Source organism: Edaphocola flava (assembly GCF_004118155.1).
In the GTDB taxonomy this organism is placed as follows: Bacteria; Bacteroidota; Bacteroidia; order Chitinophagales; family Chitinophagaceae; genus Edaphocola; species Edaphocola flava.
The window spans coordinates 525,197-541,399 of sequence record NZ_SAIQ01000001.1 but is presented as its reverse complement, the minus strand read 5'-3'; the positions used below and the strand labels follow the sequence as shown (position 1 = coordinate 541,399).

Below are 16,203 nucleotides of genomic sequence, written 5' to 3'. Positions count from 1 at the left end.
GGCGCCTTGCTAAAAGTGCATAAAATCACCAAGCAATAGTCCGCTTTTATAAGCCTTTAAAGAACTGAACAATCAGCTGAAACAACTGCTCCTGATGATCCAGGGGCAGTGTGCGGGCCTGGTCATAAATATCATGATAGGCCGCAATACCCCCCTGGGTATAGATAAAGAATGCAGGTACTCCTTTTTCCGTAAAGAAATAATGATCGCTGTTGGCAGCTTTGCCCCTTGAGTGCACCGCAGTAAACAGCTTTTGTTTTGTATTGATCTCCTGCAGCTGTGCAAAAGCGCGGGGAAACTCCGTAGCATTGACTACAGTAATGCCCTCCACACCAGTACCGGCGAGGTCTGTGTTGATCAGGAATTTGATCCGGGACAAAGGCATGAGTGGATGTTCCGTAAAGTATTTAGATCCTTTCAGTCCGATCTCTTCACCCGCAAAGGCAATAAAAACCATAGTGTATTTCTGCGGATTACGGGCATAGTACTGTGCCAGGTTCAGCAATAAAGCTACGCCACTGGCATTGTCATTGGCCCCGGGAAAATACACCTGGCTACCCATACCACCCAGGTGATCGTAGTGAGCCGTCACAACAAGGAAGCTGTCCGGGTATTGTGTTCCCTTGATCATCGCACAGACATTCGCCGTTTTAAATTCCGGTATAAACTCCTGTTCAATATGCAGCTGCACCGTTTGCGGATGTTTGTTTCCCGTAGTGTCCAGCAATTGAATAAGGGTATACTTAGCTACTTTAGGTGAGGGACTCCAGACCAGTTTTTTGACCTGTTCTATCACGACCGGAACATTAGCTTGTGCTACATAAATATTACTATCTCTCTGTTCCAGGGTAAAAGAGCCTTTATTGGCACGGCTTTCCGGACCAACAAGGTAATCCCTGCCGGCTACGAGCTCCTGCCCGTCAATACTTACCTTTACCATACCCGGAAAGGTATTGACCGGATATGTGAATGACTGAAAATAACTTTGCCCGGAAAGCGGTTTCAGCCCGTTTTCTTTAAATACGGCGGCTATATACTGTGCGGCTCTTTCCATGCCGTTTTTGACATAACCCCTTCCGTAGAAGTAAGGACTGCAAAGGGTATCAACCACCGCACGGGAATAGGCCTTTTGCTGGCTGTGTGCAGTTTCCTGTGTGCCCAGGATTAAAGTAATAGCTAAAAATAGTATAGCATTCAATTTTTTCATAAAAATCACGTTATCCTGATAGAGATATAAATATATAAATATAGATAAAGAAACAGATTCTTCATAATAAAGAGACTGAGACGCCTTAAGGAAAAATTACCGGAAGATTTAGTAAATACCCATGCGTGTACAGTACAGTTTTTTTACATTTGCTAATCCAAAAAGGGAGTATTAAGATTGAATATGTATTGGTGTAAATATAAAAGAGTATTTGCGGGTCTTATGTTGCTGTTGCTCAGCAGTATTAATGCTGTTGCTCAGGGCACCACCGTCTCCGCACAGGTAAGCAGTAATACTGTAGGGGTTCAGGAGCAGTTCCTGCTCACAATTACGATCTCTAATCCTACAGAGCGGTTTACGTTCCTGGAGCCGTCCCTCAGGGATTTTAGGGTGCTGGATGGGCCCGGAGAAAGCTATAGTAACAATGTAGTCACCATTAACGGGCATACCACCCAGGAAAATATGGTGAGCTATACCTATGTGCTGCAACCTTTGAGGCAAGGAACCTTTACCATCGGCTCTGCAGGCATCCGCACACAGCGCGGCCAGGAGATGAGGACGAGCCCTGTACGTATATTGGTCGCCTCTCAAGGCAGCCGACGACAGCAAATGTTACAGCAGTCATTCGGAGAAGAGGAGGAGCCACGGCAGGAGCTCCCTTCCGTAGATGTAGCCGGATTGACAGAAGCGCACCTTAAAGACAATATTTTTATCCGTGCAGAAGTAGATAATAAAAACCCTTATTTGGGTCAACAGATCAATGTGGTGTATAAACTATATACCCGCCTGCGTATGTCACTGTCACCAACCTCCCTGCCGGTATTGAATGGCTTCTGGTCTCAGGATCAGCAGAGAGAACCGGATATGAATCCGGTACAGGAAAACTTTAACGGGAAGCGATATAATGTATTTGTGCTGCGGAAAACAGCTTTGTTTCCCCAGCAGAGTGGCCTCCTGCGACTGGACCCTGCCAAGGCAGAAGGTATGGTAGAAGTGGCTGCTGCAGTTGGCGGTAACCGTTATATACCACAGACCATACAAGCCGAGATTGAAAGCCCCGCTGTAGATATTGATGTAAAGCCGCTGCCTGCCGGTAAACCTGCAGATTTCTCTGGTGGTGTAGGGCAGTTTGTCTTATCTGCATCACTCAGCCGCAGCAGCATGTCAACCGATGATGTGGCCCAACTGGTGTTAACGATAAATGGTAGTGGAAACATAGGACTGATCAATGCCCCGGTGCTGAACCTTCCTTCTGGATTACATACAACCGATCCGGAGTCCCGCGATTCTATTTCAGACCTCATGCCGAAACTGCTGGGTTCCAGAAAATTTCTGTACCAGATCAGTGCCGACAGTGCCGGTAATTATACCATTGCCCCTATTCAGATCAGTTATTTTGACATCGGTTCGGGTACTTATAAAACATTGCAGACCGGATCGTTTACCCTATCGGTATCGCAGGGTACAAAAACTGCAGGCAGCCAGGGCAGCGGTGTGGAGCAGATGAAAGATATACATGGACCGGTTAGTCAAATGCCGGCGTTTAAAGATAAGCATACGCTGCTATGGCAACAGCCTTACTACTGGTTGTTGTATATAGCAGTACTGATCGGGTTTGGTTTCCTGGCCGTACAGCATCGCCGCAAACAGCATAGGCTACAGCACGCAGATGTCTTTCGCTCCCGACAGGCCAATAAAGAAGCCTGGAAGCGCCTGGCCGCAGCCAGAAATGCCCTGCAGCATAGCAGCAATACCATATTCTACGAAGAGGTGTCGAAAGCTATATGGCTATACCTGAGCGATAAACTAGCCATGCCGATCAGCAGCCTCAGCAAAGAGAATATAGTACAGAAACTGCGTTTTAGGGGTATTGCAGAAGAGCAGGTGCAAAAAACACTTGCCTTGATTACCGAATGTGAAATGGCCCTGTATAGTCCTGAAGGTGGGCAACAGCAAAGACAGGCTACATTAGACGAAGCCGGAAACCTGATTGGTATTTATGAAACCTATTTTAAAAAGAAATGATGAGGAAAGCAATATTATCTGTACTGCTGCTATTAGGTTGTATCATAGGATGGGCGCAGGATGAGGCTGCTGTGCAGGACTGGAATGAAGCGACAAGGTCTTACGCGGCACATCAGTACCGTAATGCTGCGGAACATTATGAAGCCATTGTAAAAAAGCATGAGGCCAGTGATGTCGTGTATTACAACCTCGGAAATGCGTATTATAAAAACGGTGAACGGGGCAAGGCCGTACTGAACTATAAAAGGGCTTTAAAACTGAATGCCTCAAATAAGCAGGCCAGGGAAAACATATCCTTTATCCACAGCAAAACACCGGGCGCACCGGTTGTATTAAAAGATATCTTTTTTATGCGCTGGTATCATGCCATACTGTATAAGATCCCGGCCAATACCTGGGCTATTGCTGCCCTGATCGGCTTCCTTCTTGTACTCTTTGTGATCTATCGCATGATTACAGGCAAGATCCGCTTTGGTTACCGCTGGTTAAGCCTCAGTGCCATTGTATGGTTACTGATCATCAGCTTTGCTTTCACCGGCTATCGTCAGGGAAAAGTGAATACCGAAGCGGTAGTACTCTCCTCACAGGCATTCCTGTATGAATCAGGCGATATGACCAAACCCCGGATGAGTGTGCCGGAAGGTACCATACTGAACCTAATAGGCCAGCCCAAAGAAGGTAAGGTGCTGGTGCGCCTGGCAAATGGTACGGAAGGCTGGATTGATCAGGCGGATGTAGAAATTGTCTGAAAACTGAAAAAAAAATAGCAACTTTGCAGCGCAAAACACAGTAAATTATGAGTAACAACAAGCACAACATCAATATAAATGTAGTATTGGATAATGAGAAAATGCCGGAGCATATAGAATGGCATGCATCTGGTACAAGCGGAGAGCCTACCCCGGCCAAAGCCATGTTCCTGTCTTTATGGGATGGCCAGGAGAAAACGGCAATGCGCATTGACTTGTGGACCAAGCGTATGATGGTAGATGAGATGAATGACTTCTTCTTCCAGACAATGATGACGCTGGCCGATACCTTTACCCGTGCAACACGCAACGAAGCGCTGGCTACAGAATTCAAAGAATTTGCCCGTAACTTTAAGAAGAAAGCCGACCAGGCCCTGATGGACGACGAGGCTAAGAATAAGTAAAATAATTAATGCTGTTGTAATAAGACCATAAGGTTAATATTACAACAGCATTATTCTTTTGGGGAGGATGCTCTTTATAATTCGTCCAGTTGCACAATACCGTTCTGCAGTGCGAATTTAATGATGCCGGCCAGATTCCGGGCTCCTATACGTTTAGAGATATTACTCCTGTATTGCTCCACTGTTCGCTCTGATAAAAACAGGTGATTTCCTATTTCCTTTGTCGTCATCTGCCGGCACAGCAGCTTGATCAGTTCCAGTTCCTTGCCGGAAAACTTAGTGTTGGCAATCAGGTGCTTCATCGCCAGCTCATCATTCGCATCCGAAAAACGGTTAATGATATGGTTGCGGGCTTCTTTGCAGAAATAATCTCTGCCGCTCATGAGCAGGTGCACACTTTTAATAAATTCCTCATCATCCTCTTTCTTGATCACATAGCCGTTTACACCAGCCTGTAACATGCGCAGGATTGCATCCGGGGCATATGAGAAAGAGTACGCCAGTATCTTGGTTTCGGGTAATTTATACTTCAGCTCTCTTACCAGCAGATCACCTGTCGTATCCGGCAGGCTATAGTCAACGATAACGAGGTCAGGAAAATGTTGCAGGGCCAGGCTCATACCTGTGGCCCCTTCGTACGCCATATAAAAATGATTATACAAGTCGCCGATCACCAGCTTTATACCATTAGCTACCATTTTGTGATCATCGATCACCAGCACTTTATTATATTTTGAGGGTTCCATTGTCTATTGTTTACGGTCCCGGTCATGATCCCCTGCGGAGCTCCGGTCTGTTTAATGTAATTTCACGGAAAGGTCAATCTGATATCCTTCAGGATACTGATTGTCTATCGTAACATCTGCATTCAGTTTTTGAATGCGCTGCGTCATATTGTCAAGCCCGATACCATCATTGGATGATTGTTCCGACCAGCCGCTTCCATTGTCTTTATAAATGATATTCAGTTTATCTTTCAGATTACTGAAAAAGAGGTCGATCCTGCTGAACTGCGCATGCTTCAGCGTGTTGGTAATGCACTCCTGCAATACTGCTTTAAGCTGGGTGTACTGATAGTGACTCAGAAACCTTTTATCATCTACCTTCTCATGTATCTGGAAGTGAAACTCACCAATCAGGCTCAGCTTTTCCAGTGTCTGTCTTATATTGCTGATCAGATCAGCAACCGAATACTGCTTATCCGATTTCAGATCATGTGCCAGGCTGCGTATCAGTTCCATCGTATGATCTATATGTTCTTCCAGTTCGCTCTTGTCTGTAAGTCCTTCTCCCGCGCGCTTTGCCTTGGCCAGAGTTTTGGCATAAAGCAGTGCAGGATTAGCCTCATCATGTATATTCCGTGCGAGGTTAAGTTTAAACTCCAGGAACCTGGCCTGTTGGCGCTGGCGTATAATCACAAAAGCAGAAACACCTGCCAGCAGCAGCAGTACAGCGCCGGCCCCGATCAATAATAGTAGCTGATCTGTTCTCTTTTGCTTAGCCTCAGCTTCAGCCAGCACAATCTGCTGATCCTCTACTTTGGCCCGGGCATACATCATATCGCTGGCATCTGATGCAGAATTACCCACAAATTCCTCAATAAGTTCAATTGCCTTGCGCAGCGTATCTGTGCTCTCCTTGTATTTTCCCTGGTTGTACAGAGCTCGCGCCTTATATTTAGTAACCATGTACGCATCATAAGGATTCGTGGTTTGGTTGAACTGTTGTGCTATAAGGTTTACATAATAATTGGCACTGTCTATATTACGCTGTTCCAGGAAGAAAATGGTTTTATAATCAATCAATGAAAATTTCATATAATCCCTAAGGTACTCCGGGGTTTTAGGATCCTGAGATAAGGCTTCCATTTGCCTAATCGCATCCCATATGACAGAAGGCGAATTCAGCGCTATTCCTTTCCTGTAAAGCAACTGTATACGTGTGTCCTTAAGGCGGTAAATGGCATCCAGGTTAGTACTGTTTATCACCTGTGCATACGCTAGTTCCCTTGCAACAGTGGAATCTATTTCAGCAGCAATAGCCATATCTTTGTTACGATAAGCAGCATTGCCAATGTAAGTCAATAAATTGCTCGTTCTTGTCAACAGCACACTATCCAGCTCACGGTTTTTTACAGCTTCCGGCAAGCTTAGTATAGATGCTCTGTTTTTACGGTATAATTCCAGTGTGCGATCAAAGGCATTTTTACTGTTATAGTAATCAACAAGAAAAGTAAGCGGCGTTATAAAGCTATTGCCTTTGTGTCCTTTTACCTCGCTCATCATTTTTTCAGCATAGAATAACATCTCCCCGTCTCTGCCCGACATTTTGGCCTGGTTACTCAGGATTGCATAATATTCCTGTTTGTATAATTCACCATGATGATGATCCCAGATTACTTTCCGGTAAGGGCTAAGCATTACCAGGAGGTCCTTGTTTTCGAAGAAAATATGTTTTGACAGTAGCCGCCGCATCGTCTTACCCATAGTATCCAGGTAGGCTTTTTCTGTCAGTGTACCTTGCTTATAGCGGGTGTAAAAACCAGCAATAACCTGTGTTGCAGAATCTTCTACACTTTTGCCGAATGCCTTGTCGGTATCTGCAATAAGGCATATAAGGCTTGCCAGTAAGATTTTAAGGATACATGTGAACCTACTGGTACGCATATAGACATTTCCGCTTTCGTTTTTTTTGTTTTGAGTTATTCTTGCTATTGCAAACATAAAATCGTGTATATGAATTGAAGTATGGTAACTATTCAAACTCACATTCAGACACTAAAGGTAAGCACTCGGGGTTTTTCCGAAGAATCCGATTGTGTTTTCTGAATATAATTATTGAACAAGTACAGTATGATTTAGGCTAATAGTGGACGAAAGATACAAATCCGAAGCATTTTCTCCATATTGTAATGTCCGAAAGTATAATAATTCGATCTGATTCAATAATTAAAATATTATGTACTAATCATATTCCTACTGATCCGGTGCCTGTTTTAGTCTGCTCTAAATGCCGGACAAGTGGTTTTGCGTATAGGGTCAATAGCTGGGTGCGGAATGTTCAATAAGTTAATTCGACTTGTCCGTAAGTTTTTAACCGCCTTCGTTTCCCGCTCTACTTTTGATGTATAACACCTTGAAAAATACACAGTGGCTCCGCATAAAAATGTGATGATAACCGTCTTTTCAGACTGCATCTATGTATCAGTAAACCGCTGCTGTGCTTGTATTCACCTTTTACGCATTACTCAAATTTTTTTCTATGAAACAAAATCTACTTTGGAGCGTACTGGCGGCTAACCTCGCATTCGGTTTGCCGGCACTGGCGCAGAATCCTGGTGGCGTACCGGTTACGGCATGGTATCGTGCGGATGTAACATCCAGCCTGTTTTCGGATGCCGGCATCACCACTGCCGGGAATAACGCGACCGTACAGCAATGGAACGAATTCCAGGGCACAGGGTTTAACCTGATTCAGTCTACAGCCGGGAGCCGACCGGTATTTTCCTCATCCACCACACTGGCCAACTTTAACCCTACGGTTACCTTTGACGGCAGTAATGACTGGATGCAGTTCAATGCCGGTACCGGTGTAAATGTTATTGACCGGGTCAACGGAACCTTGTATGCCGCCGGTTATGTAAATGTCCTGAAAAGAAATGGTTTCCTCGGGTTCCATTCTTCTATGGACTATCCGGGCTTGCACCTATTCGCCAACACGAATCAGGTATTGTTCTTTACCGGAGGGCCTGGATACCAGGGGCTGAGTCCCAATGCCCTGAAAGCAAATATGTATTTTAATGCAGGATCCGGATGGCAGAACGGTGGAGGCACCAATGTCAACTATGCTGCTGCTACGGTCTCTATGAACGGGGATCGTGCCGATTATGTAGGATCTCAATTGAATAATGCCAACCAGAGTACCGGCGCGCGCAATCTGCGTATCGGCGCCGACGATAACTATGGTTCATTCAGCGGTCAGCTGAATGAGATTTTGGTTTTTGAAGACAGGCTTACCACTGCTCAGATGGATCAGCTGGAGACTTACCTGGCTATCAAATACGGTACTACCTATGCAAGTGGTACGAAAGATTATAAAAATGCAGCGGGTGCTACCGTATGGACTGCGGCAGCTCACACTGGTTATAAAAGCAATATTGCCGGTATAGCCCGTGACGATAATGGTGCATTGCATCAAAAGCAATCGTGGAGCACTAATACCGGTACACAGGTGCTGATTGGTACTACCGGCCTGGCCAATACCAACGTTGCTAATGCAAGCGGACTGAGTAATGGTCAATACCTGATCTGGGGCGATAACGGACTGGCCAAGGTGCCTACGGTTTCCTTTACCGCTAGTAGCCTCAGTCATCGCTTTGCGGCCGTATGGCAGGTGCAGAATACGGGCACTGTAGGAACAGTAAGAGTAGCATGGCCTCAAGGCTTGACTAACCTGAGCCTGATCCAGAGTACAGATGCAACGTTTGCTACCGGCAATACGATTACCGGTATGACGGCTAATACCACTACTATAAACGGGGTGGTGTACAATTATGCAGATGTAACCCTGACCAACGGTCAGTACTTTACCTTCGGTGCAAAACTGGCCGGACCTGGTGGGGTGACTACCGGACTGCTCATGTGGCATAAAGCAGATGATGGCACGGCTACTGCAGGACAGAAAAATATCTGGAAAGATATATCTGGTAATGGCAGAGATGTGATACAGACCAATAATACTGCTTACCAACCTGCACTGGTAACCAATGCCAGCTATACGGCTAATAACAAAGATTATAACTTTAACTTCAATCCGTTCTACTATTTCGACGGAACCAATGATTTCTTCTACAGACTTAATGATAACTATTTCCCGGCGACCAATAGCCCGGGTTCGGTTTATGGGGTAATGTTCAACTCCACAGTAGGCGGATGGCGTACACCATACGGTTGGGGCGATGATGATCCTAATCTGGTAAGAGGAGATAATGCCTACTATCTGACCCGCGATAACGGAACCGTACTGGTTACCAATGGTACCGTTACCCTGAATACCAAACCAGCCCATATCGGTGGTATGTCCTGGCGTGGCAGTACCAATGGTATGTATATGAACATAGACGGACAGCTGTTCTCTACTACTGCATACAATGTTGGGGGTATTAACACTGCGGCGAGTTTTTCAATCGGCTCAGAAGGGTATAACCTTACTGCAACCGGGTATGAGCAATACCAGGGGGCCATGTCTGAAGTATTTGCCTACAGTACAGACCATCAGAATTCGGGTGGTGATGAAAAGCAGAGAATCAATTCTTATCTCGCGCTTAAATATGGTATTACTTTAAAAAATGATGCCGGTACCAGTACTACAAATTACCTGAGCAGTACTTCTGTAGTAGTTTGGGATACCACTATTAATAATGGGTATAACAACAGTATTGCCGGTCTGGTTAATGATGAGAATAGTGCCTTAAACCAGAAGCAATCGCGCAGTAACGTTAGCGGACAGCAAGTCCTGATCGGTACTACAGGTCTGGCCAATACTAATACATCGAACAATACAGCCCTGACCAATGGTCAATACCTGGTATGGGGAGACAATGGATTGACTAAAGCACTGTCGGCACCACTGACCGGCATATCAGGACTAAACCTGCGTTTTGCGGCCATCTGGAAGGTACAGAACACCAATGCTGTAGGTACTGTGCGTGTAGCATGGCCTGCTGGTATTGTAAACCTGTCACTGATACAAAGTACAGATGCCGTATTCGATGCAAGTGATGTAAGTACGGACATGAGCGTGAATACACAGACCATAAACGGTGTGGTATATAACTATGCAGACGTAACCCTTGCCAATGGTCAGTACTTCACTTTCGGAGGCTATATCGCTGGTCCGGGTGGCGTTGGTACTGATCTGTCTTTATGGTATAAAGCCGATAACGGTGTGACCACAGATGCGAATAAAATGGTTACTGAATGGGCTACCACCACTACCAATGCGGTGAATCTGACACCAAGTGGTACTGCGGTACTGCCTTACAATGATCAGACAACTTATACCAGCACCTGGAACTTTAACCCTACCGTTACTTTTGATGGTACAAACAATTACTTACGTAACAATACTACTGCTTACTTAAATACTGCCGGCTCTGTGCACTATATTGTGGTGGCCAGAAATCCTCAGCGTAATACGGTTACCCGCAGTCTTTTTGCTGTAGCAGGTAATGATGATGGCTTCTTCTATTCCGGAGCAGGTGGCAATACAGCAATCCCTGCAATCGGTAACAACTACAATACAGCCGCTGCAGCGATAGCCACTCCGAATAACTTTGGTATCTATTCAGCAATATTACCAAAGACCGGCAGCCCTGCCAATCAGAGAGGGTTCTACAATGGCCTGATGAAAGTGTACCCATCACCATATCCTTATACCGGAGGTAACTATTCGCTGCCGACTACCGGTGCGTATATGGGGGCAGACGGTACTACCGGAGATAACTTCAACGGTGATATTGCAGAAGTCGTATTGTATCATAACCCTACCGGTGGTGATATGACCAATGCAGATCTGTCCAGAATTCATAGTTATCTGGCACTTAAGTATGGTATTACGCTGGATCAGACTACTGCACAGAATTATGTGAACTCTTCCAGTGCAGTAATATGGGATGCTACTACTGCAAATGCTGGCTATAATTCTAATATTGCCGGTATTGGTAGAGATGACGTGGGTTCTTTAAACCAAAAACAATCGAAAAGTGTCAATGCAGGTCAGCAGGTACTGGTAAGTACTACCGGTCTGGAAAGTACCAACGCAGCTAATACCGGATTAATGACCAACGGTCAATTCCTGATCTGGGGCGATAACAACCTGGCTAAAGCGCCAACTGTATCTATTGCCGGTATCTCAGGCATTAACTATCGTTTCGGATCGATCTGGAAAGTACAGAATACTGGTGCTGTAGGAACTGTACGTGTGGCATGGCCTAAAGGATACGCCAACCTGAAGCTGATCCAGAGTACTGATGCGACCATCACTTCTTCTGATGTGATCACGGATATGACCAACAGCCAGGTAGTGAATGGCGTAGAATATAACTATGCAGATGTTACACTTGCCAATGGCGAATACTTCACTTTTGCTGCCTTCATTCAGGCACCGGGTGGGGTGACCAATAACCTTAGCTACTGGTACAGAGCCGATAAATTTGCAGAAGCAAATGCGGTAGGCTCAAGTGTGACTTCATGGACCGACTTTACTTCCGGTACGGTTTCTGCACAATTAGGAGATAATGCACAACCTGTTTCTGCACAAGGAAGCAGTACATATTTTAACTACAACCCTGGTATCAAGTTTACTAACGCAAACCAATCACTGGGTAACCTGAATGTGCAAACCGTTACCAACCTGAACTACGATATCTTCACCCTGACCAAGGAAGGGGTAGTAGCAGGAGGTAATGGCAGGATCTTCAGCTCCCTGGTGAATAATGCAGACCAGAGTGGAAGCATTAACTATTGGGATGGTATTGGTATCATGGCAGATCAGCGCATCGAGCGTATGAATACTGCATATAACAACAGATACCTTGCTAATCCGGGCAATATCCTGTATGCTACGAATAATCCGAGTATCATGTACAATAAATTCAGTGATCTCGATGTGTCCAAAGGATTGAACGGAGCCGCAAATGGTACTGCCGGTACCAACACGACAAGAGGCCAGTTCAACGGTGGTCATGCATTCGGTTCTACACAATTCTCCAGCAATGGTAGTGATAATGCCGGCTTTACCGGCGACCTGGGTGAGGTAATCATTTATGGTAACGGAAATATCAGCCCGGCAGAAAGAAACAAAGTAGAATCTTATCTGGCTATCAAGTATGGTATTACCCTGAACAACAGCAACAACTATACTACTTCACAGAATGTAGTGGTATGGAATGCAGCAACTAATGCGACTTATTACAACAATGTGGCTGGTGTGGGTTATGATTATATCTCAGCGCTGCTGCAGAAACAAAGCCGCAGTCAGATGGCCAATGCCAACGGACAGGTGATCATGGGTCTGGGTGAAATTGATTCAACTAATGATCTGAACCCGGCAACACTTGCAGATGGTCAGTTCCTGTTATGGGGTGACAATGGCAATACGCAAGCGATGACTAATACTGCAAGTACCTATACTGCATTTAACTATTCAGGTGGTACCAATAATGCCCGTCGCATGAACCGTGTATGGAAAGTACAGAATACCAATGTGGCTAACGAAATGCTGATCCGCTTCCCTGTGGCTTCAGTAGGTACCACTACACTGCCATTAGGTGATGCTTGCGGCAGCTATGCAATCTTATTTGCCAGCGATAGTACATTCACCAGCAACCTGACGGTTGTGCCACTTACGGTAAACGGAACAGATTATGATGTAACGCATGCTTTCCCTAACGGAACCAGCTTCTTTACATTTGCGAAACTGACTCCACTGGCTAACGGCGTGGTATACCTGCCTGCGGTAACTGAAACTACAGACCAGTATAACAATAACTGTGGCGTAGGAGAGTGGGTAATGTTTAACCAGATGGGTAATCCAACACAGAGACTGCTGGGTATGGCAGGATATACCACTACAGAATTGAACAATTTTGATGTAGTGATTACGCCAGAAGGTATAGGCTACGACGATGGTACCCGCACAACCAACCTGATGCCTCGTATCACTACCGTCTTAAACGGTAATGCCGGAGCAATATCAACAGGTAAAGTAAGGGTTTACTACAGTACCAGTGAAATGAATGCAACTATTGTACCGGGTGCTGTAACCAACAGCTGGTTTAAGTATGAAGGTAATGCCGATTCTGTTCTGGCAGATGTATATAATGATGGTGTATTCCTGGCGGGTAAAGCCATTGCGATTACACCTGATGCAACCGGGGTAGAAAATGGCGTGAATTATGTAGAGTTCCATAACATCAATTCTTTCTCCAGCTTTGTATACCTGTCTTCTACAGAAAATGTACAGACTGTGTTACCGGTTCAGCTCACTACCTTTACGGCAACCAAAGGGCAAGGTAAGGTTTTATTAGACTGGACTACTGCCAGCGAGCAACATAACAAAGGTTTTGCTGTAGAGCACAGTACTGATGCCCGCAACTGGAATACTATCGGTTTTGTAAATAGTCTGGCTGCTTCTGGTAACAGTGACATAACCTTAAACTATGCGTTCACGCACAAAGAACCGGTGAACGGTAATAACTTCTATCGCCTGAAGCAAACAGACTTTGATGGTAACTATGTATACAGCCCGGTTAGAATGGTCGGCTTTGCACAAACCGAAAGTGCGATCCGCATCCTGCCTAACCCTGTACGCAGCGAGTTATGGATTCAGGGACTGAATGGCAGCAACAAGATTGTAATTACCAATGCTACCGGACAGGTTATGGTAACAATTAAAACGGATAATGTAGCCAGCCATATGGTCAACATGGGTCACTATGCACCAGGCTTATACATCATCTCCGTAGTGAAAGAGAATGGTATGAGGAGCAGTTATAAAGTGATTAAAGAATAAGCTATACATTGAGATTGCACATACTTTAATGCACACAAAGACAACCCGCCTGCGTATCGCAGGCGGGTTTGTTATGGACAGCACTGCGGAAAGTTCTTATGCTATATTCATGTAATACGGTACTTTTTGGCGCCGGTATAAATAAATCTTTTTTTTACATAAAGATTAAAACAAGGAGGATTCTAGTTTTAGTGTTTGATTTGTTTCAAATAGTAGAGGAGTGTACCTTAACAGGCCAGAGCAGCGCATCTGGCCTGTTTGTTTTTAGCCTGCCCATATATTTTTTTTGTTAAAAAGAGCATTCTGTATGCATACTTGAGTTAAACTGTTATATTTGCTGACTATTAAAAAAATCAAAATGTTACATAACAGTGTGTTAACTAGGAATTAGCCCGAACTGTTTCTACATTTGTACCAAAATTACCAAAAGCCCATTCCGAACTTGACCAGGAAATTCCACATATTGAGCAAGAAGTTCATCGTGATGCTATTGGCGCTTCAGATCATGAATATGAGCGTCTATAGTTCTGGGTTTTATATTAAAGTCAAAGACGGCAAAGGACATAAGGTATCTATGTTCAACCAGATCGACTCTGTACTGGAGTATCTTGTGGAGATCACTTTCGGTCAGGTCAATGCTTTTCCTGAACAAGATACGGGCCACCATCATCCTATCAAGCACATCACCAAGACAGCCAAGTTCTTTGATGTAGCCATACAGGAAATCCGAAAATTTGAATTACAATCTATACCGGAACATGCTCCTGTAAAATATACAGAGTATACCGATAAATACGATTTCCTTTACTACAAAGAGATCAATCCTCCCCCTCCCAAAGCTTAATTTAATCTGATATTGAAGGCCGCGCATTGCGTATGCCTTTCTGTTCATGTTTGTCTCCAACCAGAGGCAGGCCAGTATTCTGTATTAATACGATTAAATTAAATGAAACACACATCATTTATGAGCTTTGCTATAGCAATGTTCATTCTGTGGGTATGCAGTGCGCGTACCTATGCCCAAACCAGCGATACCCTTCGCGTCAACCTGAACGAGGTTGAGCAGACCTTCTTAGAAAAAAACTTATTACTGCTGGCACAGCATTACCAGGTTAATGCGGACAGCGCCCTGATCACACAGGCCAGGCTATGGGATAATCCGGTGCTGAGCACAGACCAGAATGTATATGCCAATCGCCGCTTTTTCGAGCATGGTGTCAACCCCGATGGTACACCAAGAGGCCAGTTCCTGGTACAGGTAGAGCAGCTGATACAACTGGGTGGTAAAAGATCCAAAAATGTAGCGCTGGCAGGTACCAATGCAACAATTACCTACTGGCAGTTCATCGACCTTATGCGTACGCTGAAACTGGAGTTACGGAATAACTATTATACACTGATTCAGGCACTGAACCTCTCCCGTTTATATGCAGAAGAAGATGGCCACCTGGACCAGCTGGTCAAAGGGATGCAGGCACAATTACAGGCGGGTAATATTGCCCGTAAAGACTTGCTTCGGCTGCAGGCTTTACAACTGACACTGCACCAGAAAATAGCAGATAACCACCAGCAGATCGAAGACCTGGAGGCTAGTCTGCGCACCTTACTGCAGACCGGCCCGCAAAGCGTACTGATCCCATCTGAGCAGATGAATAATAAGGTGGTACTCCCTCCGCTACAGGATGCCATGACTACTGCAATCGAGTATAATCCGGAGTATAAAATCGAGAACTACCGGCTGACCGGTGCTACTCAAAACCTGGCAGTACAGAAAGCCATGGCGGTACCGGATCTGACCATCTCTCCCAATTTTGATCAGAATAGTAACTATACACCTAATTACTGGGGGCTGGGACTGAGTATTCCTATACCGGTATTCAACCGTAACCAGGGTAATATCAAGGCCGCTCAATTCCAGATCAGGTCTCAGCAGGCAGTGGTCGATAATAAGCGTATTGCACTGCAGAACAACGTTGCAGCAGCATACAACAAACTGGTCGCGGTACAGAAGATGAATGCCGATAACCAGGATGTATTCTACAAAGACTATGATGCCTTGTATGACAATATCGTGCAGAGCTATAAGCAGCGTCAACTGAGCCTTGTAGAGTTTATCGATTACCACCAGGCATACCTGGATGTAATGAGCCAGAAATCCAATCTGGCCCTGCAATTGCAACTGGCCAAGGAAGAATTGAACTTCCAGTCCGGTGCGGATCTTGTTAAATAATTTATTTCCCCCAAA

9 protein-coding genes are annotated in these 16,203 nt (G+C 45.1%); 6 read left to right on the top strand and 3 right to left on the bottom strand.

The window, feature by feature from the left end; all coding sequences use genetic code 11:
* Positions 1-46 precede the first annotated feature (46 nt).
* Entirely contained in the window at positions 47-1,207 is a 1,161-nt protein-coding gene (locus EMP01_RS02425; RefSeq protein WP_129019897.1) for a M28 family metallopeptidase, read from the bottom strand.
* Positions 1,208-1,390: 183 nt separating this feature from the next.
* Between EMP01_RS02425 and EMP01_RS02420 the strand changes: the two genes are divergently transcribed.
* Genes EMP01_RS02420 through gldC form a run of 3 tightly spaced genes read left to right on the top strand, consistent with a single transcriptional unit; the run spans position 1,391 to position 4,385 of the window.
* Positions 1,391-3,232, top strand: coding sequence for a BatD family protein (locus EMP01_RS02420; RefSeq protein ID WP_129019896.1), 1,842 nt, complete (start codon positions 1,391-1,393; stop codon positions 3,230-3,232).
* On the top strand, positions 3,229-3,981 hold the full coding sequence (locus EMP01_RS02415) for a tetratricopeptide repeat protein (protein WP_129019895.1): 753 nt from the start codon (positions 3,229-3,231) through the stop codon (positions 3,979-3,981). Before EMP01_RS02420 ends, EMP01_RS02415 begins: the two co-directional genes overlap by 4 nt.
* A gap of 47 nt (positions 3,982-4,028) precedes the next feature.
* Complete coding sequence (gene gldC, locus EMP01_RS02410) at positions 4,029-4,385, top strand: gliding motility protein GldC (RefSeq protein WP_129019894.1); 357 nt, start codon at positions 4,029-4,031, stop codon at positions 4,383-4,385.
* A 74-nt stretch (positions 4,386-4,459) separates the two neighbouring features.
* On the opposite strand, the gene EMP01_RS02405 is transcribed toward gldC, so the two are convergent.
* The gene (locus EMP01_RS02405) at positions 4,460-5,131 is read right to left on the bottom strand and encodes a response regulator (RefSeq protein ID WP_129019893.1); all 672 of its coding nucleotides are present in this window, start codon (positions 5,129-5,131) and stop codon (positions 4,460-4,462) included.
* A 51-nt stretch (positions 5,132-5,182) separates the two neighbouring features.
* The gene (locus tag EMP01_RS02400) at positions 5,183-7,051 is read right to left on the bottom strand and encodes a sensor histidine kinase (protein ID WP_129019892.1); all 1,869 of its coding nucleotides are present in this window, start codon (positions 7,049-7,051) and stop codon (positions 5,183-5,185) included.
* Positions 7,052-7,646: 595 nt separating this feature from the next.
* Here EMP01_RS02400 and EMP01_RS02395 point away from each other — a divergent pair.
* The 3 genes from EMP01_RS02395 (at position 7,647) to EMP01_RS02385 (ending at position 16,188) form a co-directional block, all read left to right on the top strand.
* The gene (locus tag EMP01_RS02395; protein WP_129019891.1) at positions 7,647-13,958 is read left to right on the top strand and encodes a T9SS type A sorting domain-containing protein; all 6,312 of its coding nucleotides are present in this window, start codon (positions 7,647-7,649) and stop codon (positions 13,956-13,958) included.
* A 463-nt stretch (positions 13,959-14,421) separates the two neighbouring features.
* Positions 14,422-14,802 carry a hypothetical protein gene (locus EMP01_RS02390; protein WP_129019890.1) on the top strand — a complete coding sequence of 127 codons (381 nt, stop codon included), beginning with the start codon at positions 14,422-14,424 and terminating at the stop codon, positions 14,800-14,802.
* Between the two features lie 102 nt (positions 14,803-14,904).
* Positions 14,905-16,188 (top strand): TolC family protein, encoded by a 1,284-nt coding sequence (locus EMP01_RS02385; protein ID WP_129019889.1) that lies wholly within the window; start codon positions 14,905-14,907, stop codon positions 16,186-16,188.
* Positions 16,189-16,203 lie beyond the last annotated feature (15 nt).

What these genes read in the sequence shown, in the direction of transcription:
- EMP01_RS02425 (WP_129019897.1), bottom strand. Translation starts at nt 1,207, where the DNA reads ATGAAAAAATTGAATGCTATACTATTTTTAGCTATTACTTTAATCCTG.
- EMP01_RS02405 (WP_129019893.1), bottom strand. Translation starts at nt 5,131, where the DNA reads ATGGAACCCTCAAAATATAATAAAGTGCTGGTGATCGATGATCACAAA.
- EMP01_RS02400 (WP_129019892.1), bottom strand. Translation starts at nt 7,051, where the DNA reads ATGCGTACCAGTAGGTTCACATGTATCCTTAAAATCTTACTGGCAAGC.
- EMP01_RS02420 (WP_129019896.1), top strand. Translation starts at nt 1,391, where the DNA reads ATGTATTGGTGTAAATATAAAAGAGTATTTGCGGGTCTTATGTTGCTG.
- gldC (WP_129019894.1), top strand. Translation starts at nt 4,029, where the DNA reads ATGAGTAACAACAAGCACAACATCAATATAAATGTAGTATTGGATAAT.
- EMP01_RS02415 (WP_129019895.1), top strand. Translation starts at nt 3,229, where the DNA reads ATGATGAGGAAAGCAATATTATCTGTACTGCTGCTATTAGGTTGTATC.
- EMP01_RS02395 (WP_129019891.1), top strand. Translation starts at nt 7,647, where the DNA reads ATGAAACAAAATCTACTTTGGAGCGTACTGGCGGCTAACCTCGCATTC.
- EMP01_RS02385 (WP_129019889.1), top strand. Translation starts at nt 14,905, where the DNA reads ATGAAACACACATCATTTATGAGCTTTGCTATAGCAATGTTCATTCTG.